Raw genomic sequence first — 20,668 nt, 5'->3', positions numbered from 1 at the left:
CATCAGGCGCTTCGCTGTGCTGTTGGATCGTTCATTGCTGATGTCGGTTTCTTCTGCGTTGGGCGACTTTGAGCTGCTTGTTAACGGTGGGATGGTGGTTGTCGGCCGAACCTGGCGCCTGAGGTCTAAGAGGAAGCGTCGTTGCAGGGTTGATGACGGAGTTTTCAGGCCCTTTGCTTTTGCGCTCGTTCAGCTGGAGAGCAATGGAATCCATCGCACGGCGTTGTTGCACAAGAGTATGGCTGTGACGTGTTGATTGCAGATTGCCCCAGGCCAGCCCTTTCCTTCTTGCACGTAACGGCTCACGTTGTTCTGTTGAAATCTTTTGCGGATGAGTCACGATAAAAGGGTGATGGTCGCTTTCCGCAGATGCTTGAGATAGCCTTTCCTGCGGATCAACCCTTTCAACTGCTGATCTTGCTCATTCTTGGGCATTTTGTTGCTGACTTTCCCCTCCAAGGGGATCGGATGGCAGTTGAAAAGTGTCCAGGGAAAGATGTTGTTTTGGATTGGCGTTGGTGGTTGTCTGCCCACGCGGGAACCCACGGTTTTGTGGTCGCTTTGCTGACGGGTGTTCCGATTCTTGGCTTAGCGGAAATGTTCTTCCATGCCGTTATTGATTATGGCAAGTGTCGTTTCCGATACACCCTTGCTGCTGATCAGCTGATGCATGGGGCCTGCAAGGTGCTTTGGGTCATGGTTCTGACAGAGTGGCTGTAAGACGTTGATGATGCCTGAAGTGCTGTGATGCCCTTGTTTTTGTTGGTGTTGCTATGGCTGCTGACCTTTGTGTTGGGTCGTGCTCGTCGATCGCATTCGTTTCGGTATGGACGTTGGATCCCCGGGATGTTGTTTTTTCGGGTGTCATTGACGGCTGCAATCTTGAGTCGTTTGGTGCTGTTGTTCGAGCAGCAGGGTGAGGCACTGATCTGGCTCCGATTGGTTGAGATCGGTGCGCTCTATGTCGCCCTCGTTGAGGTTGTCCTTGATTTTTGTTGGATCGTACTCGCCAGATTCAGTCGGCGCAAAGTTGCGCCTCCAAGGATTTTGAAGGATCTGCTTCTTGTTGGGGCGGTAATGGTGGTGGTAGCAGCTCAGCTTCAAAGCCAAGGATTGTTGACAACCCTTGGTTCAGCAGCAGTTTTGGGAGGCCTGGCTTTTGTTGTGGGTCCCGGCACCGCCTCGCAGATCAGCAATATTTCTTCTGCTCTCACATTTCAGGTGGAACGGCAATTTTCAGTTGGCGATTGGGTGGAGATTGATGGTTGTGTTGGCCGTGTTGAGACTGTGTCATGGAACAGTGCCTACCTCTATGACAACGCGCGAGATCGGATGATCATTCTTCCGAACTCTGTGATTGACACTGGAAAAGTGATTAATTTTTCCAGGCCCACTGCACGTCGTTATCAACTAGACATCGTTATGGGCCTTCCCTATGAGGCGCCGCCTGGGAAGATTATTGCAATTTTATCGGCTGTTTTAGATCAACACCCTAGTGTTGTCGATGCGCAAGATTCGTACATTTTGGTCGAAGAATTTAGTGATTCATCGATTAACTATCGATTATGGTTTTTCATTGAAGACTACATGCAAAGGGCTGTTATTAAGTCAAGTCTTTTTGCTGACGCTTGGTATGCTGTGCATCGTGCGGGTTACTCATTTCCATATCCGGTTGAGGATACCAGAACGTTTGCTGATACCGAACGGAGAGAGGGAGAGCTTGAACAGCAATTGCAAGATGAGAGTTTTGCTGTTCTGCGGAGTGAGCTGCTGTTTGAGTCGCTTAACGATGCTCAAATCAGGGACATTGTCGTACACGATCCAGTTCTGTCGTTTGGTGATGCTGAGACGATTGTTCGTGAAGGCGATGTGGGTGGTTCGATGTACGTCGTCCTCGAGGGGACATGTTCTGTACATGTGAAGGCGAGTGGTGCCCAACAGGGGCAGATACAGCTAGCCGAATTGTGTCAGGGAGCTGTTTTTGGTGAAATGGCTGCTCTCACTGATGAGCCTCGCAAGGCATCAGTATTGGCTAAGGGGCATGTGATGGTTCAGAAAATTAGTCAGCGCACAATCAATGATCAGTTTTTGAAAAACGGTGATGCCATGGAAGCTTTCGCAGCTGTCATGGCGAATCGTGAATCACGCCGCCGCGAATTCTCGCTAGACCAGACCCAGACCTTTGAGCTTGATTTGATTGAGCGCATGCGCAAGACCTTTGCTCGACTGTTCTCAGCAAGCTGACACAACATCAATTTCGTTGGTGTTTCAGATTTCGTTTTGGACAGTTGACAGGATTGTTGCCAGGCTGGAGAGATAGTGGACACCCCTCGGCATATGGGCCGCTTTTCAGCCCAATCAATGTTGCTCTCAGCTGTTGCTGGTTTGGTGATCAGTAGCGGCTTTGCAGTGATGGTGGAAGCTCAACCCGATCCGCGCAGCACCTTCCCTGGCCGGCGTGTGGGCGGAGGAACCCGTGGCGAGTGCAGCGCTCGTTCCCTGATTCATCTGGTTCCTGAGACCAGTGTCTACGCACCCGATGCGTCGGGCCTTGTGGGCATTCTGCAGGGTCCATCTGATCGTCCAGTGAGCCTGCAGGTCATCCTGAAGCCTGAGGACGGCACTGCCGAAAGCACCCGCACCCTTGCTGCAGGTCCGGCAAGCGTCGTGCTGTTTGATGTGGAAGGGACGCGTCCTGTTGTTTGGGAAACGAGTTTCAATTGCGAGTCTGGAGACGAGGGAGATAGTCCCGATCCCATGGCCTTTGTCCAATCATCCTCCCCTCCGGCATTGAGTTTGTTGGTGTCGGATGCTGAGCCCACCGATCAGTCATTGCAAGCACTGTTAAGAGGCCTGCTCGCCAAGTGTGGATCCAATGTGCCAACTGCAGAGACCATGGCTCAATTTGGATTTGCAGATTTGGTCACGGAGGCTTGGCCCAAGACGCTACCGATTCGTTGTGACTCGTGAACGTTGAAACATCTTTATTTAATTCGCCGTAATATTGGCCTCTAAGTTGTGAAACCTTATTTGTCAATATTGTATGAATCATTGCATTGTCCTCTCTTCGCTTAGCGTTATGCTGTAAAACTTCAGTTATGCTTTTGTTCTCTTCTAGATTTGTCAGGGATAATGATTTTTGAGGTGTGATAATTGAGCTTCTTCGAATCTCTTGAGTCTTGATTGAAGTATCCCTATCGCCCCTTTTTTCTTTTGGAGTTCAGCCATCGCTTGAGAGCAGCCAGAGGACTCAACGGTGTAGAATCATCGGAGGCTCTTGTATTAATGGGAATGTTATTCATGTTGCCGGCGAGTATCGATATCTAATGACTTTGGCTTTGCCGTCTTTACTCAAGTTTCTCCAGGATTACAGGATTCTTCAGTGCCATATTCTACGTTTGAAGGTTTGCCAATCCTCACTTTTTAAATGCCTTCATTTTGTTTGGTGTCAAACTTCAACTCACTGACATCCAGTGGCTCTTCGCGACCTTTCACGTGGACCGGTCCCCAGTGGTTCAAGTTCAACGATTCGCGGAACTCTGTTGGCAGGAGTTTCAATGTGGTACTTGAGAGCAGAACTCTCAGCACTCCTTCATGGCGATTCTTGTCATAACTCTCTAGGCGCGATGCGCAGTTCACAGCATCGCCGATCACGGCATATTCAATCCGCTCTGCACTGCCCATCGAACCCACCAGTGCTTCGCCGGAGTGAATGCCCATGCGCACGCGCATGATGGGTTTACTTTCAATTTTGAGCTGTTCGTTGAGTGTCACCAGTCCCTCTTTGATTTGGAATGCAGCTTCAACTGCTGCCTGGGCTTCTGCGGATGGATCTCCTAGCAATGGAACACCGAATACGGCCAGCATTCCGTCGCCGGTGAACTTGTTCACCATGCCATTTCGTTCAGTGACTGCGGGCACACAGATCTCCATGCCGCGGTTTAGCCAGTTCATCAATTCCCGTGGACTCATGCCTTCCGACACGCTGGTGAATGAGGCCGTGTCTGTGAATAGCGTGGTAATCGGGAGTTGTTGCCCTTGGAAACGCCCATCACTGAGTAAAGAGTCGCGTTGTTCCCACAGTTGTTGCGCCACCGCTGGCGAGGTGGTCTGGCCGAGTAGTTGTTGAATCTGTTGGGTGTGTTGTTGGCTTTCCATCCCACGGCGCAGCCAAGCCGCACCGCTGAAACTCAATAGCCCTGTCAGCGGCATGGCCATACCGATCCAGATGTGGTTCCAGAGCAGCGCTCCGAGCCCTGCAGCAGCTCCAGTGGCCACAAGGCCTACAACAAGGATGCTGATTCGTTGTTTGGGGATGCGCTCCCCGAATAGCAGTCCTGTGCCGGCGAAGCCAATCACCATCAGCAGATTGCCCCAGCCAGGCATCAGCCAACCTGGTTGAAAGCTTCCGCTGCGTTCATCCATCAGGCTGGCAAGCCGATTGGCATGCACCTCCACCCCCGAAATGGTGAACAGGCTTTCACCACGATCGAATCGCGTGTGAGGCACCTCGAAAAGATCGCGTAGGGAGGGTGCTGTGCTGCCGATCAACACGACACGATCTCGAAGGACGTCTTCGGGCACGGCACCATCGACCACTTCAGCGAGGGTGTAGGTCGCGTAACTGCGCGGTTCGCGAAAGCGCAGCAACCGCTGCAGCCCGAGTCCTGCATCGATTTCGTTGTGGTAGCCCCCACCATCCGCCGATAACCATGGACCTGGATTCGTGCCCGCATCCAGGGCGTCCCGTAAGGATCGATCACCGGTGGCGACTTCCAGTACGCGCAAGGGGAATGCCACTGTGGCTTCGTCTTGTCCGGTGACATGCACCAGGTCACGACGCACAACTCCATCAGCATCCAGGCTGAGGTCGTTGTACGACTGACGTTCGATGGGTGTGCCCGGTACTGCTGCAATTCCTGCAGCCACATTGAAAATGGACACCAAGGTGGGCTGACCACGGAAGCGATCACGCAGGCATTGCTGCTCGGCTCCTACGCCTTGGTCTCTATAGATGTCGAAGCCAATAGCGGTCACGCCTTTGGCGTTGAGTTCATCGAAGGCATCACAAAAGATGCCGTCATCAATGGGCCATCCAAAGCGCTGGATGTCGCTTTCATCAATGCCCACCAGGGTGATCGGTTGGTCTTGCCCAGATCCCTCGGATCGTTGACTGGTGATCAGGTCGTAGACCACCAGATCAAGAGTTTGTGCAAGGCCGGTGCTGCGCAGCAGTACCAGGATTCCTAAGGCCGCTAGGTAGGGCCCGGTGGATTGCATCAGATGGCGGACGTGTTTCATCGCCGTTTCACCTCTGGATGAGCCTGACGGGCCCCAGATTGGTTTGATGTGTGTTGCAGAACGGCCCCCTGACGTTGACCTGAAACGTTGGAAGCCTGATCTCTCCATCGTGACGATTCATGCGCTCTCCTGCAGAAGGCGTGCATAGGGACTGTCAGGTTCCTGAATCATGGTGTGGTGTTGTCCTTGTTGGACCACCTGACCTCGATCTAAAACGAGAATCAAATCGGCATCGCGGATCGTGCTGAGCCGGTGCGCCACGATGATCTGGGTGCAGCCACGACGCCTCAGATTTTCAATCACGTGGTGCTCGGTTTCAGCATCGAGTGCCGATGTGGCCTCATCCAGTACCAAAACACTCGGATCTTGAGCTAAGGCACGGGCGAGTTCAAGTCGCTGCTTTTGCCCGCCTGACAGGTTGCTTCCTCCTTCACTCAGCACGGAATTGAGACCTTCAGGCAGCGATTGAATCACCTCAGCGATTTCTGCATCTTCACAGGCCCTCTGGAGGTCCGATCGACTGATGGAAGGATTCCAAAGGGATAAATTGTCCTGGACCGAACATCCATACAGTTGAACGTCTTGTTGAACCATCGCAAGTGATGTGGTGCTGATGGCCCTCGGGATATTGACGAGTGATGCGCCGTCAAACAGAATTTCACCGTCTGAGGGTTGATGAAGGCCAACAATTAACTTGGCTAATGTGCTTTTCCCGCTTCCGCTACCACCAATCAAAGCAATGCGTTGCCCTGGATGAATGGTGAGACTGAAATTTTGGATGAGGGGCTCTTTGATTGCGGTAAAGCCGAAGCTCACATTGTTGAGAACAATCTCTCCGCTCAATCGGTTGCTGCTTTGGTTCCACTCGCGGCTTTGCTCTTGGCTGATCAGTGGGTCATGGGGCTGCTCAAGTACATCTTCTAAGCGCAGTACTTCGGCTTCAAAGGTTGGTAGTTGCTGAACGAAGGTCATGACACTGTCGATTTGTGTCTTTAGCGACAGGGCGATGGTTTGAGCAGCAAGCAGCATGCCAAGTGTGAGTTCTCCTTGAATGACCAGAAAGAAACCAAGGATGAAAATTGCAACCTCGTTCAGTGTTGTGAGTGCATTGGGGATGACTCGGATTTGAGCATTGCGTAATTGCAAACGCTGAAAGGTGTTCAATAGCCGGCTTTGATAGCCCGAGTAACGGCGAAAAATATCGTTCTCAAGTGCTGAAGCCTTGACTGTTTCAATGCTGCTGATGGCAGCAATTGTGGTTGCCATTGCTTTGGCGCTATCTTTTTGTAAGGTGAGATTGGAATCTTTTTGAATTCTAAGATTGGCTTTCACAACGGCTGCATTCACTACTGTTGTCGTCATCACCAAAAGACCGAGCCAGGGGCTGTAGAGAATGGTGAGAATTAGGTAAAACATCAGCAACACCACTGACGTTGCCATTGGAATCATGCGACTGCCGATGAATGCAGCAATGCTCGCGTTGGCATCCATACGGCTGGCAATGTCGGATGCATAGCGTTGGCTGTAGAAACGCTCTGGTAGAGACAGCATCTGATGCTCAAAACGCACGCTGAAGCGACGTGTCAGGCGTCGTTCCAAGGTGCGTGTTCCCAGGAGTTGTAAATACTGAAGCGCGGTTTGCAGACCGATGGTGATGGCCATGGCCCAGAGCATCGGTTTCAGCCAGCTCTGCATGCCATTGTTAATCACTTCATCGATGTAGATCTGTGCATACACCGGCATGACTAATTGCGGCAGGATCAGTAGCAAGCCACAGATCAAGATGAAGGTTGCTCCACCAGGTTCTGACAGCAGTCGTCGCCAAACAATCGGCCACACTGTGGGCACTTGGCCTTCGCGCACAAAGCTTTCGTTAGGGGCCAGAGTGAGAACAATCCCCGTGTAACTGGTTTCAAACTCTTCAAAGCTGACCATTCTTGGGCCAAGGGCGGGATCATTGAGAGCGATGTTGTCGCCAATAAACCCTTCGAAAACAAGAAAGTGATTGAATTCCCAGAAGACAATGGCAGGTGGTTTGATTTTTCGAAGTGCTTTAATTCCTTTTTTAAAACCCTTTCCTTTGAGTCCGTAGCTTTCAGCTGCCAAGATCAAATTTGCAGCATCGCTTCCATCCCTGGAGACGCCACAACGCTCTCTGAGTTGCGTTAGGGGAACGTAGCGACCGTAATGCTGGAGGATGATACCCAAGGCAGCGGCTCCACATTCGGTGCTTTCCATTTGCAGCCGCGTTGGTGTCTGAACCCAACGTCCCTGGGTTTTGGCGTCATGGCTGTTTCGAATGGTTTTGAGCGTCGTGATTAGCATGGTGGAAGTTTTTAATAAATTCCGGTTAAATCGCGCAGGATTGGGATCACATAACTGATCGGTCGCCTTTCTTCCACCAGAACGCGAACATTGGTTGTTGTTCCTGTTGTGATTTGAATGTTTGGACCTTCACCGCCTCCCCAGTCATATCCACTGACAGTGTTGGGGTCGCGCTGAAGGCTTGTGCCCACTTCAATCAATGGAGCTGCTTGTGGGCCCCGAACGGACTCCAGTAGGGATCTCACTCCCAAGCGTTTGATCACAGCATCATCACGAATGGGTAAAACGTTGATGCTTGTGATCTCGCCTTCGATGCCGCCATGCCGTTGTTGCTTGGTCGTCGTCGGGCTGACCCTGACGCGTTGCCCGATCTGTAGACGTTTGGCATCTCGTGCTGGAAAAAAAACCAGACTCTCGAGAGTTTTTGAGTCAGTTTGGTTCTGAATGGTGAACAGTGTGCTTCCGGATTGCACCACCTCGCCAATGTGGATCCCACGATCGACAACACATCCGCTGATTGGAGCACGAATGATGCTTAGGCGTTCAATTTCCTCTTGCCGGGAGTTGATCTGATTTCTTTGCTCTTGGATGTTCTGTTCCCGTCTATTGTTAGCTGCTTTGATGTCATATCGCAATTGGGTCAGTCTGCGATTGCGTTGATTAATTTCGTCAGTTGAAATCGCTCCAATGTCCGATAAATGTCTGATCCTTTCAACATCAGATTGTAATAATTGCAATTGTTTTTCTCCAAGGGCATCTTGAGCACTGTCTTGGCTGATCATTTGATAGAGCCGAGTCTTTGCCGCCTTAATTTCGATATCTTGACTCACCGGATCAATTCGTGCCATTTGCTCGCCTTCTTCCAGACAATCGCCAACTTGTGTTGGCACGTCAAGCACTTGGCCGCTGGTCTCGCTCTGCACTACAGACAGACTATTTGGTCGAATAAGCACGCCCTTACCGCTGATTCTGACTGGAATTTTTCCCAGGATTGACCACAGCAGGATCGTTAGGCTAAAGCTCCCGAGCGAGATCAGAAGCAGCCACTGGGACGGTCGCAGCAATTGGAGAGGCTGATTGAGCTGTTCTGGTGTAGAGAGTGCATCAAGAGCAGTTTTTCTGAAAAGACTCATTGAACCTGCCGCTCCATTAATCGTTTGAAGAGACCTCCCTTGTCCATGAGTGTCTCGTATGTTCCCTTCTCTTTCACTTGCCCACGTTCCATCACAATAATTTGGTTTGCATGGCGGATCGTGCTTAACCGATGGGCGATCACAATCCGTGTCACGGACAGTTTGTCTAAGCTCTGCGCCACTACAGCCTGGCTGTGATTATCGAGAGCACTGGTGGCCTCATCAAAAATCAGCAATCGTGGTTTGCGTACCAGGGCTCGAGCAATGGCGACTCGTTGTTTCTGACCACCTGAGAGTGTTCCTCCGCCGTCAGGAATCATCGTGTGCATCCCCATGGGCATGGCATGGATGTCGTCGGCGAGTCCGGCGAGCTCTGCAGCATGCCAAGCTTCATCTTCCTGGATCACGGCTCCTCCAGCAATGGCTTCCATGATCGAGGAGCTGAAAAGAGAATTGCTTTGAAGGACAGTTCCAATTTGGCGTCTCACGCTTTTTGGATCAAGCCCTGATAGTGGATTGCCATCGAGAAGGATCGTTCCGTTTTCTGGTTGGGCAAAACCCAAGAGAAGGCGCACTAGCGTTGATTTACCGGATCCAGATGGTCCAACAATGGCTACATACTCACCAGCCTTGGCTGCAAAGCTGACTCCATCCAGAACTAGGGGCATCTCAGGCTTGTAGCGGTAGCTCACGCGATCCAATTGGAAACCGCCTTGCAGGACACCGAATTCTTTGGTGTTGTCTTTGGCTTCAGGTGCTTCATCCAGGATTGGTCTTGCTCGCTCGTACAACACCGGCAGATCAAAGGCTCCAGTCAAGAGACCGGCTAATCCCGCGATACCCCCGATATAGGTGTTGAATGCAGCAAAGAATCCCAATTGTTGGCCAATGTTGGGAGCATTGACTATGGTCGATGAAGTCGCTTCAGCGATTAATTTTGTGATCATGATGTAAATCATCAAAGTCCCAAGATTGGGCATGACGCTCTTAATAAGCTCCGCAGCTGCTTCTTTTGCATCAATTTTATTTTCTAAGCTAATTACTTGCTTGTATGGCTCTGCCCACCAACGTGCTGCTTGTGCTTCAGCTCCAGCGATTCGTAGTTTACTAACAGAATTGATTATCTCAAGATTACGACTCTGTGCTTCTGACTCGGTGACCTCCTGATGGCGTTTTAGTTTCCTTGACTGAGTGGCGATTAGAATCGTTGGAAGTGCAATGAATGCTGATAAAATGATGGCAAGTAGCGTAAGTTTTACGCTTATCTTGAGCATGAATAGCACATATGTGCTGATAAGAAGTAGGCGTATAAGTCCCCCTTCTATCAGGCTTTGAATTTCAAGCCTGATATCTTCAAAAGCTCCAAAACGCAGTTGTAAATCACCAATACTGCGTACTCGGAAAAACTCCGTTGGAAGGCTTAAAAGCCGGTACATCCCAGCGAGCTGCACTTTTGCTGCGCCTTGGTGTTGGGTGAGGAGTACATCTCGGCTTTGGAGCCACTCCAAGGCTACGCGTGTCACGCCAGCTGCGACCATTACAAGGCTGATTTGAAGTAAGAGCCCTAAATCCTGATCTGGAAGCGCGTTGTTAGTAATGATCGTGTTGAATGTCGGCGTCAGCATGGCGAGTCCTGTCGCGACCGACATCAGGGCAATACCACTTCGAAAGCCTTGACTGACGAATCCCAAAGCAGTACCTAAAACAACCCCACTGGCGCTAAGTGTGAATATCCAACGTGAAGCACCAATATCTCGTCCAATGGACAGCAGAAAACCGACAGCCAATCCGATGAGCAATCCGGAGATTACGTATTGAGTAGAATCTTTTGATTCACCGAATGCAAATCGCAGTAGGCCTAATGTGCTTAAGTCTTTTTTGCTTAGCGATCGGTTTACTGATATCATTCGCGGGCTAATATTTTTCAGAGCCTCAGGGTATTGATTGATATCCTTGACTGAACTCCCTTTTTTCGGGTCCAGCATCACATATCCACGTGATGTGTTTTTTAGCAGGATGGGTGAATGACTTCCTTCTTCAGCGAATGCGATTAAATCTCCGCAATCACTTCTTAGGTTTTCTTCACTAATAAGTACCTCTCGGCCAATTAATTCGTTGTTTTCAAGCAATTGTTGAAGATGATCTCTCGTATTTGATTGCTGTATTTTGATATCGATAATTTCTTCGACATCAATGTCTTTGATCATCGCTATTAAGCCAGCGAGTTCACTATTATTGTTTTGCCTTTGTGTCTCTGCGCCGATTTGCGTGTTGCCCTCAATTGCGTTAAAGAGTGCAACTTCACCTTGATATCCTAGCGATTGATGGGTCTTGATCCTCTGCTGGTTTTTTGACTGTTCGTGATTGAAGAGCTCTTCCAGGAGTGCACAGATGTCATCTATTGATGAACCAACTGGTGAATTAATAACTTGACCCAATTGAACAAGTATCTCATTATTTAACCAATGGATTCCATCGGGAGTGGTTGAATTGACGTGCTCAATAAAGTCATTGTCTTGTGTTGCAATTAACTCAAGTTTTAGTTTTTGAATGCATTCAATTGGAAGACCTGGTAAGGCAAGATTTGCCTTAATGCGAATGAATGGTATTCCCTGCATCGCCCCTAGTAAGTGATCCTGCGTGGTTAAGAAGTTGGTGATCGGCCATGTGATCCGCTCTCCCGCCTTAAGTTTCACAGCCTTGCGACTCCCCCATTTTGAAATTTTTGGCATAGGGCATGAAATCGTTGGCCCGCTCGATTAATGTTTCCGAGTTGCGTCAAATCAAGCGCGTCTTCATCATCCTCAGCTTCTGCAGTTCGACTTCGAGCAGCAAGTTGCCGTGCCAGCAACTGGTCGCGGCTTCTCTGCGACAACATACAGTTCAGACTGCGGAAAAACCGATCTGCAAATTCGGGTGTGTCGCTGAGCGCTTCTTTTAGCTTGACCTTATCAAGCTCGAGCAGTTCCATTCCATTAGTGCTTTTCACTGTGGCACTCGCCCCTTGAGACTCTGATGTTAAGAGGGTGAGTTCTCCAAGTAATTCACCGCGTCGGGATGTACCAACTTTTTTGGTGCTCCCGTCGACATTGATCAGAATTTCAGCTTCCCCTGCAAGGACCAAAAAGATGGATGCTACTTCTTCTTCTTGCTTGAGCAGGATTCCACCAGGTGGAACTCGACGTAGTGATCCCATAGTTGCGATCTGATCGAGATCAATGTCGTTGAGTTCTGCAAACATCACCAGAACTTTCCTCAACGGTTCTATTTCAGCACCAGAACCTTCATAGCGATGGATCCAGGCATTTTGATTTTTAATTTGAGACGCTAGTTTTCGAGCAATCAGTTGCTGCCATTCAGCAGCCAGCTTAGGTTCATCACTTCGCATTTTATCCAGTTGTTCAATGCTTAGGAACAGAACTTTGCTTTCAGTTTCTGTCACAATTTCTGCGACTGCTGGGCGTCTCTCTAGCCAACTCATCTCACCGACGATCGTTCCTTGGCTGAGAATGGCGAGACGTTGAGAATCTCCGTTGTGATCAGTTGTATTGACAGCGACTGTACCTTTCATCAGTATCACAACATCGTTGCTAACGATGCCTTCTTCAATCAATTGTGTTCCGCTCTGTTTGATCTCAATCCTTCCGTTGGTGCGAACCCATAACTGAAGATCCTCGCTTGCCTCTTTTGTAAAGTCAAACACCGTTTGATCGGGTTCTATTGCCGTCTTAATTGTAGTCACATCCACCTTTTTGACAACGAATGAAGATGGTTTTTCTTGCTCAATCGTCTGTCCCCTTCTCTCTGTTGACGATTTTATCCTTGAGGATTATAAAATTTCCATCGAATGGTTTATATAAAAGGCATTTTTATTTATAATTTTTTTACCTCGAATCATTGATCAATGCCTTTTCAATTTTTTTGGTTTGTTTGTATTGAGATCATTGATTGAGCTGATGCTGATCGATGGTCTTCCCGTTGAATCTTTTTGCCGAGTGACTTTTTCTCAGTATTTCACGATCCGATGTTTATTTTCTGGGGTGATTACTTCGATCGATGATCGCTTGATGATCAATTAGTTCAATTGGTGTATAATTACCCTCAATAGCCCTCTCAGGGTGTTCCCTCATTCGCTCGAAAACAAATGTCTGTTTCTTCTGTTAAGCAGATTATTCTGTCTTTGGGACTTCCTTGTGTTGTTGTCGCTTCCACCGTCCAGCCAGCAAGGTCGCAGATTGAAACTTCAGGCCGCCTGGGCACATCCATTAATGGTGGCTCAGGCACGCAGTCTTGCGTATCAGGTGTTTGTGCTATTAGCGGTGGAACGGATGCAGGTAGTAATAAATTTCATCGCTTTACTTTGTTTGATGCGAATCGGACCGCTGAATCCTCGATTACTGGAGTGACGATCGAAACGGATGCTCAGAGTAATGTGATTCTTGGTGTCGCTTCATCATCCAATGGTTTTAACCTCAGTGTACCGCTGAGCCTTGATTCATCGGGTAACTTATTCATCGTCTCACCGGATGGTATCTCGTTGTCGACGGGTGCTTCTTTTTCCAATGTTACGGATCTTACCTTAACGAATCTCTCCACACTGCCGGTTGGTGCAGGGCAGTTTTCAGTTAATTCCAGCCTGAGTGAAGTTCAATTGTTAACCGGAACCCCGTTCCTCAATCGTTCATCGACCAGTCTTTCTTCGTCTGCCTCTCCAATCACGATCAGCGGAGTGACACTGTCTGTCGACGGCGCGTTGTATGTGCATGCAAATTCGAATCTTAGTGTTTCTAATTCCACAATTAGTGCGCCAACTTCACTTGATGTCGGTGCTGACCTCACAGTGTCGAATTCCACCATTAATAATAACTCTACTGTCTCGTTGTACTCGGAAGGAAACCTGTCCATCTACGATTCAACGATTGATGGTAATTCATCCGTTGATATTGATGCAGGAAATATACTTAGGATTTCAGATCCAAGCAATTCGTCTGATACGGGTGTTTCAATCAGCGAGAATACTGCTGTAACGATCGATACTGTTGGTAACCTAAATGCTGCTAACGCTAATCTTGATAGCAATACTGCACTCACAATAACGGTCGGTGGAGCTTTAAACGTAGATAGTATTTCTGGTCTCTCAAGCTCAGGTGTCTCGATTAACCAAAACACTTCACTGTTAATTACCACCATTGGTGACTTTAGTTATTTTCGCTCAAGTCTTAATGATAATGAGATGATAACTATTGACGCTGGTCAAGACTTTGTCTTTTTCAGTTCCGAGCTTCTTCGTAATTTGCCCTATACATCTGCGCAGTATCAATCAGACTTTGACACTGTTAGTGCGCTGCCTTATTTCACCATTGATGCCGCAGGCAAGATCGATATTGATGACTCCAGCATTGATTTCAATGGTCCCTTTACGATGGTTTCATCGACGTCTGATGTTCTGATTACCAATTCTGATTTTCTCGATAATCTTTATCCCTATTTGGAGTCTCTCACAGGTGATATTACGATTGCCAGTTCATTACTTTCACGGAATGCGTTCATCGATGCATATGCCATGGGTAGTGCCTATGTTTTCGACACGTCAGTGGTTGGCAACGATCTTGTGATTGGTGCTGAGCAGGGGAACGCAGTGATTTCCAGTTCAGGTCTGAACGATAACGTCATTGTTGCCACATCTGTTGATGGTGACTCCGTCATTATTGACTCCGATTTGGACAACAATGTTTTAGATGTTGACTCCGAGTCGGGTGATGCGGGCATTGTTGATTCTGATCTTGTCGACACGGATGTTGTTGTCGTCTCCAAAGATGGTGATTCGGTGATTGTGGATTCAACAGCTGTGAATTCTACGGTTGATGTTGCATCGGACACTGGTGATGCAGCGATTGCTGACTCGGAACTGTTTGATAGTGACGTTTTCGCTGTGTCTGCTAAAGGTGATGTTGTTGTTTTTGGATCGAATGTTGACAAAAGTGTGTTCGAAGCCGCAGCACTGACTGGCAATATTGACGTTTTGAATTCTGAGTTTTTCAACAATCAAGATGTCGCTTTCGTTTCAGATTTTGATGTCTCGATTGCTGATTCTTCTTTGGCTGGTAATGAGTTTGTTGTGGTTGATGTTGGTAGCGATGCTTTCTTTGATTCCACGACAATTAGAGGAACTGATACTTTCGTTGTTGATGCAGGTGGTGATGCTTTGATCGATTCTTCGACAATTAGAGGAACTGATACTTTCGTTGTTGATGCAGGTGGTGATGCTTCGATCGAATCTTCAACAATTAGTGGTACGGATACATTTGTTGTTGATGCGGGCAATGAAGTGTTGATTGAGGCATCCTCGATGAGTGATAACGATGATGTTTCGATGGATGCCAGGAACGGATTATCCATTGCATCCAATACCACCACCGAGTCTGAAAGTAATTCGGTTGTTGATTCAGTCAATAATAATGGTCAAAATTCTTCTGAGCAAACCCAGACATCCGGTTCCTCTGAGACTCAAGGCACGAGTCAAGAGACAACTTCAGTGGTGAACGATGCTTCTGCTGATTCAGACGGTGAATCTAGCGGTGATAGTTCTGCAAGTTTAGAATCAACATCAGAATCGAGCTCGGAATCAGATTCAGATTCAGAATCAGCTTCCGAGTCTCAAACTTCTTCAGAAGAGGGTGGCAATGATAGCGCCTCCTCGACTGCTTCCAATGATGACACTTCTGTTTCACAATCCGGACCAACGGCGTCCAGCGAATCCGGTGATGCAGCAACCCCTTCCTTTCAGATTTCAACGCTCGACGCTGGTGTTGTTACGTCGAACTTACGGGATTCAATCGATACCAATACTGCTGAGGTTCTTTCTGTTCTCGGCCTCGACGACCTCACCCCTACCCCTGCTAGCGAGTTGACTCCTGCAGGAATTTCGCAGAGTTTGAATGACGCGCGACAGGTATATCAGTCACTTAGTTTGTCTTCTCTGAATCACTCAGTCGCTACCGTTGCCAGTGATCCCTCTAGTGATGTTTCACTTACTGATTCAAAACTTAGCGATCTCTCTTTTAATCCAGCGTTTCTCAATATTTCATTCACTAAAAATTCTGATCTTGGTGTTGGTGATTCGTCTGAAGGTTTTATTGATCTTACCCTGATCACCTCCGATGGCACAGTGATTGGACGTCGCACTGAGCTTTCTCTTTCGGAATTTGCAGACCTCCTCCGTGGCTTTTACGGCAAAATCACAAGCCAGCGATCTTTGGACCCAGCGCTTCCATCGTCTGAGGCGTCGAAGTTGTATTCACTCTTTTTGGAGCCCATACAGGATGTATTGGCTACTGAAGAAGTAACCACTGTGTTGATTTCTGCAGATCGTGGTTTGCAAGCGATCCCGTTCTCTGCCTTGGCTCGCCTAGGTCAATTTGCTGTGGACAGTCTTTCATTTTCTTTTACGCCCTCGCTATCCCTGACTGATTTGTCGATACCACTTGCAAGTCCTCAGACTGATCAAATCTTAATTATGGGATCGACCCAATTTTCAGGACTGGCTCCACTTCCATACGTGAATCAAGAAGTTGAGAATATTGCTCAATATTATGGTGGTCAGTCCATCATTGGTGATCAATTTACATCGTCTCGCGTCGTCTCTGACTTACGCACTTCGAATGAATCTCTCATCCACTTGGCAACTCATGCCGACTTCAAGGGTGGTAGGCCTGATGAATCTATGATTTACACCAGTGATGGCTCTATCTCTTTTGAATCGTTCAAGTCAATTCGGCGTAATCGAGAATTGAATCCTATGAATTTGTTTGTTCTCAGCGCCTGTCGTAGTGCTTTGGGAGATAGTGATAGCGAAATGGGCCTTGCTGGTTTAGCACTTCAGGCTGGCTCTAAAAGTGCCATTGGTTCCCTCTGGTACGTTGATGATGTGGCTACATCAGCATTTTTCTCTCAGTTTTATCGCTATCTCAGTGATGGTGTTGCCAAATCGACGGCTTTGGCCCAAACGCAGCGAGATTTTTCTTCCGGCAAGATCAAAATCCAAGGCTCTGATGTTGTCTTAGGATCCGGTGAGGTTTTGCTATCAGGACTCTCTGCAGCACAAAGATATAATTATCCACAAGATTTTCGCCATCCTTTCTTTTGGTCTGGTTTTGTTTTGCTTGGCACTCCTTGGTAATGAGAATACTGCTTAAAATTGGAATGTCACTTTTGAATAAATACCATTTCCAATAATCCAATCATTCCATAATCCTGTATTGTCGTCTGTATTGAATTGATTCGTCCAGCCTAAATCTATGATTAGTTGATTTCTATGTTGCCATCTCATCAATACCCCATAGGACCCAACGGTGTCGTTGAAAGTGCTGCCCAGTCGTGTTGTTGTAATCCCACCTGCGCCTCCGAAAGGTACAAGCTTGAACTGGTTGTTCTTTAATTTGAGAAACGACCACTCCAATTCTAAATTGCCAAGCCATCCGTTATCACCACTAATTAATGTCCCTGGTAATCCTCTCAATCCATTGTCGCTTCCAACACCAAACCCCATGCTGCTTGTTAAAGGATTGAAAGCATATTGTCCGCCAGCCACAGCTTTTGCGATCAACGTGTTGTTAATTGCCCAGAGCCCAGTTGTGTAGACGCCGATAGCCATTGCGTTATTTGGATGGATTCCCAGCGCGTTGAGGTTTTTCAGTTCATCAGGGCTACTGAAGGAATTGATGCCTTGTAGTCCGTAAATCTGACCTGACCATGACAGAGAATTTTTTGCTCCAAGATGTCCAATTCCGAATCGAGCATATCCGCTTGTTAAGTCTCCATCGATGCCACCACCAGCGATCACGGGAAAAGGCTCATTCTTATAGTAGCTATTATTGTGGTTGGAACTGACTCCAAAAAATGCATATGTGTTTGTGGACGTTGTCTGCAGAAATGTCCAGTCAGTTTGGATTAGCCCTTGATACTGCCTAAAACTTAAATCACGAAATGGTTTTGGATATTCCACCAAATAGCGTCTGCTTGCTCCAAGCGATCCTGTCACACTCCATGTGCGTGTCAGTGGGTAGGTGTAACTGATCGACCCGATTCCTGCTCCAAGTTCAGGATCGTTATCAACATTCAGTTCCCCATATAACTGAAATTGATCCCCTCGAGTCAGCAAATCGGGTTTTTGTAGGATTGCAATTCCTCTCCATTCCCCGCTTCCCGCATTGCCATCATTTCGAAGAGATGTTAACCCTCTCCATGGTTTGGGGATCACTTCTGCTGTGATGTTGAGTGTCGCTTTGGTTGGATTGCTTCCTAGCTTTCCAATACTTCCTGAAATGCGGCTGGCGATTCCTTGCCGTTCAAGGTCCAGCAGTGCATTTTTGATTTGGATAATGTTAAAGGTTTGATCAAGCAACGGCGCTAATTCATTTTCGATCTCTGAGGTGAGCCCCTTATTTTTTGAGGTGACATTGATCTCAACCAACCTGCCGGGGATGATAATTAACTTGGTTTGGCCATTCAGTTCTTCGGCAACGACGCGTGTATTGATATATCCGTCTTTTTGTAGCTGAGCATTGAGTTGATTGACGCAGCTATTTTTGCGACTCGAGTCGACTGATAATTCGCAGTTTCGAAGGATTTCTTGTGTTCTTTTCCTGTTGTACGGGGATGAACCTTCGATCTCAATGGATTGTCTATTTATTTGCAGATTGAACTCACCTTCATTTTGTTCACCTGCCTCATTCTCTAGCTCGAGTTGTACCGCGTCGTCGTTTGCCGCAGGGCTCTGCCTCTCAGGGAGTCTTGCTGGCCCTGGTTGGATTGGAGGAGCTACCAGCTGGGCGAAGAGAGGAAACACGAGGATTTACTTGCTTTCTGGCGTTGCAGATTGTCTTCGGTCTTGTGTGACCGGCCTGGCCAAGAATAGCAAAGCTTTTTGTTACCTCAACAAGGGCTGCTTAGCGACTTCATTGCCTGACGTTATCTCGTCGTTCGTGATCTGAGTTCTCTAGCGCAAAAAGTTGTATTCAATTTCTGGACTTTTACCATCCGCGATTGCTTCCGACGTCCGAAGATGGGTTTTGGTTTCTGGTGTGTGTTATCGGTTTTTCAAGTCTTCAAATTGTCGAACGATCATCTTTGTCAGACGTCTGCTTTGCTCAGTTGTCTTGACGTGTAGCGCTCATCATTCTTCTCCATAGCGCGCCCTCCAGGTCGACCATTCTTCTATCATCTGTTGCAAGTATGATTGACACATTTTTAAAGAGATTGATCCAGTATCCAACAACGTGGTTGGTTTTGCCGCTCATTCCTGCATGCACGGCGTATTCTGCTAGGAGATTGCATAAAACTGCGTCAGCGGTCTTTTTTGCGACGCTTCGAATGCGGTAGCTGGGGTCTAAGTATTTGATGCTGATCGGAATAATCTTGTTGGGAGATTGACTATTGTGTCTAGGATCAGCCTGCGCTGAATTTTCCATTGGCACGATTGAGCTACGACAACAGACCTGATTGTGTCCGACTTTCAGCTTGCTTCGACCACCTTCTTTTGCCCTTTCACGTAGGACTCCAATACGCGATTCGGGAGGGGCTGATGATCAGCTTTTCCGGAGAGCAGATAATCAAGAATGGCCTCTCCGCTCTGAGGGTTCGTTGCTAAGGGGATTTGGTAGACGTCGCAGAGTCGTCCAAGAGCTTCGATGTCGGCGTGATGAGGGTGTGAGGAGAGTGGATCTCGGAAAAAGATGACGCCGATGATGTTCTGTGTCGAAATCAGGGTGCCAACAGCTTGGTCTCCACCCAGTGGTCCAGAAGCGACTTTTCGGCTAAGGCACATACCTGTTTTTTTGAATAACATGCTGCCGGTTGTTCCTGTTGCAATCAAAGGGAATTGTTCCAGCTTGTGGGTGTGAATTCTGCAGAATTCCATCAGGCTTTCTTTCATATTGTTGTGGGCAATGAGGGCTAAGTATTTGCGCTTGTCGGTGTAGGTTTCAGCGGCGTGCTGCTCAGTGCGTGCTCGTCCGACAGCCTTGAAGACTTCTCTGAATTGCAGTGCCAGTCTTTGCTTGGTTTCCAGCAAGTCATGGAAGTCGTGGATGGTGAACCAGCCGACTTTGGTGGTCTCAAGGGCTTGAACGCTTGCTACCCGCGTGGCTTCTTCTGAAAACATGCTTTCTCCGAAGCAGTCACCGGTTGTCAGGAGTGCAATCTGTCTTTCATCTTCGATGATTTGCACCCTTCCACTGACTAAGAAAGCCATGCAGTCGGCGGGTTCGTCTTTGCGCATCAAGATTGCATTATCGTCAAAGGTTTTGACCGACATGTGTTGCGCCAGGATGGCAATGTCTTCCTTGTTGAAGCAATGCTTCAGGTTTGCTTCATTCTGAAGCGTTGTGATCAGATCGTTCCGGTCCATCGACACTCCGCGCTCTCCTAAACATTAAGGGCATTGCGAGGATCGGGCTGTGTTTTGACTGCAGTCGCTGTTGTCTCTTTTTTATCGAATTCGTTGTTGCTGGTGAAGTCGCTTTTGCTGGCGACTTGCTTCTGTTTAGCAACTGTGCCGACTGCTCAGTTGTTCGCTTCCGTAATGCTGCCGTTCCCCCTTGTCATGATGGGTGGCACTAATGCCACATGGCAGCAGGCTTATCGCACGGTTGCTCCGGCGTCACCGCTCACTCATCAACACCAACATCACGGCTACAGAATTCGTCTCGAACAGCATGTGTTGCACCAGCTCTGTTCCGGGGATGGTCAGCAGTTTTTTCACCCCTCCCCCATCACGGAAAGGGTGTGTACTTTCTTTCCCTGATGCACGTTTGCGCAGTGCCTGCAACTGTGGTTGACCGGCCCACATTGGTCGAGTGTTGTTGTCCCGTGAGCCTCCCGGTGTGGGGTCGCTGACTTCCCCAAGTTTT

Annotated in this window: 14 protein-coding genes; 4 read left to right on the top strand and 10 right to left on the bottom strand. The window is 48.2% G+C overall.

The window, feature by feature from the left end; all coding sequences use genetic code 11:
* Positions 1–31: 31 nt before the first annotated feature.
* A complete protein-coding gene (locus tag SynA1560_RS12710; protein ID WP_186500726.1) occupies positions 32–340 on the bottom strand; it encodes a hypothetical protein in 309 nt (102 codons plus the stop codon).
* Between the two features lie 29 nt (positions 341–369).
* On the opposite strand from SynA1560_RS12710, the gene SynA1560_RS12705 reads away from it, so the two are divergent.
* From SynA1560_RS12705 to SynA1560_RS12695, 3 genes are all read left to right on the top strand, one after another.
* Complete coding sequence (locus SynA1560_RS12705) at positions 370–720, top strand: DUF3307 domain-containing protein (RefSeq protein WP_186469595.1); 351 nt, start codon at positions 370–372, stop codon at positions 718–720.
* A gap of 27 nt (positions 721–747) precedes the next feature.
* On the top strand, positions 748–2,244 hold the full coding sequence (locus SynA1560_RS12700; RefSeq protein ID WP_222930214.1) for a mechanosensitive ion channel family protein: 1,497 nt from the start codon (positions 748–750) through the stop codon (positions 2,242–2,244).
* A 75-nt stretch (positions 2,245–2,319) separates the two neighbouring features.
* Positions 2,320–2,970, top strand: a complete 651-nt coding sequence (locus SynA1560_RS12695; protein WP_222930213.1) for a hypothetical protein — start codon at positions 2,320–2,322, stop codon at positions 2,968–2,970.
* A 453-nt stretch (positions 2,971–3,423) separates the two neighbouring features.
* Here SynA1560_RS12695 and SynA1560_RS12690 read toward each other — a convergent pair whose 3' ends face one another.
* From SynA1560_RS12690 to SynA1560_RS12670, 5 genes are all read right to left on the bottom strand, one after another.
* Positions 3,424–5,301: a CHASE2 domain-containing protein gene (locus tag SynA1560_RS12690; RefSeq protein WP_186500723.1), complete on the bottom strand. Its 1,878-nt coding sequence runs from the start codon at positions 5,299–5,301 to the stop codon at positions 3,424–3,426.
* Positions 5,302–5,418: 117 nt separating this feature from the next.
* Complete coding sequence (locus tag SynA1560_RS12685; RefSeq protein ID WP_370523162.1) at positions 5,419–7,539, bottom strand: NHLP family bacteriocin export ABC transporter peptidase/permease/ATPase subunit; 2,121 nt, start codon at positions 7,537–7,539, stop codon at positions 5,419–5,421.
* A 98-nt stretch (positions 7,540–7,637) separates the two neighbouring features.
* Positions 7,638–8,759 (bottom strand): HlyD family efflux transporter periplasmic adaptor subunit, encoded by a 1,122-nt coding sequence (locus SynA1560_RS12680; protein WP_186469590.1) that lies wholly within the window; start codon positions 8,757–8,759, stop codon positions 7,638–7,640.
* Positions 8,756–11,491 carry an ATP-binding cassette domain-containing protein gene (locus SynA1560_RS12675; protein WP_255476975.1) on the bottom strand — a complete coding sequence of 912 codons (2,736 nt, stop codon included), beginning with the start codon at positions 11,489–11,491 and terminating at the stop codon, positions 8,756–8,758. Before SynA1560_RS12675 ends, SynA1560_RS12680 begins: the two co-directional genes overlap by 4 nt.
* Positions 11,452–12,507 (bottom strand): cyclic nucleotide-binding domain-containing protein, encoded by a 1,056-nt coding sequence (locus tag SynA1560_RS12670; RefSeq protein ID WP_222930212.1) that lies wholly within the window; start codon positions 12,505–12,507, stop codon positions 11,452–11,454. Before SynA1560_RS12670 ends, SynA1560_RS12675 begins: the two co-directional genes overlap by 40 nt.
* Positions 12,508–12,903: 396 nt before the next feature.
* Between SynA1560_RS12670 and SynA1560_RS12665 the strand changes: the two genes are divergently transcribed.
* Entirely contained in the window at positions 12,904–16,938 is a 4,035-nt protein-coding gene (locus SynA1560_RS12665; protein ID WP_186500720.1) for a CHAT domain-containing protein, read from the top strand.
* Positions 16,939–16,950: 12 nt separating this feature from the next.
* Here SynA1560_RS12665 and SynA1560_RS12660 read toward each other — a convergent pair whose 3' ends face one another.
* The 4 genes from SynA1560_RS12660 to SynA1560_RS12645 form a co-directional block, all read right to left on the bottom strand.
* On the bottom strand, positions 16,951–18,606 hold the full coding sequence (locus SynA1560_RS12660) for a ShlB/FhaC/HecB family hemolysin secretion/activation protein (protein WP_186500719.1): 1,656 nt from the start codon (positions 18,604–18,606) through the stop codon (positions 16,951–16,953).
* A gap of 301 nt (positions 18,607–18,907) precedes the next feature.
* A complete protein-coding gene (locus tag SynA1560_RS12655) occupies positions 18,908–19,228 on the bottom strand; it encodes a hypothetical protein (RefSeq protein ID WP_186500718.1) in 321 nt (106 codons plus the stop codon).
* A 44-nt stretch (positions 19,229–19,272) separates the two neighbouring features.
* Positions 19,273–20,166, bottom strand: a complete 894-nt coding sequence (locus tag SynA1560_RS12650; RefSeq protein ID WP_222930211.1) for a methylglyoxal synthase — start codon at positions 20,164–20,166, stop codon at positions 19,273–19,275.
* A gap of 252 nt (positions 20,167–20,418) precedes the next feature.
* The gene (locus SynA1560_RS12645; protein ID WP_186500717.1) at positions 20,419–20,586 is read right to left on the bottom strand and encodes a hypothetical protein; all 168 of its coding nucleotides are present in this window, start codon (positions 20,584–20,586) and stop codon (positions 20,419–20,421) included.
* Between the last annotated feature and the right edge of the window lie 82 nt (positions 20,587–20,668).

The sequence above is a fragment of the Synechococcus sp. A15-60 genome (genome assembly GCF_014280095.1).
In the GTDB taxonomy this organism is placed as follows: Bacteria; Cyanobacteriota; Cyanobacteriia; order PCC-6307; family Cyanobiaceae; genus Synechococcus_C.
Note: the sequence above shows the minus strand (reverse complement) of the source record. Positions and strands in the feature narration are given on the sequence as shown.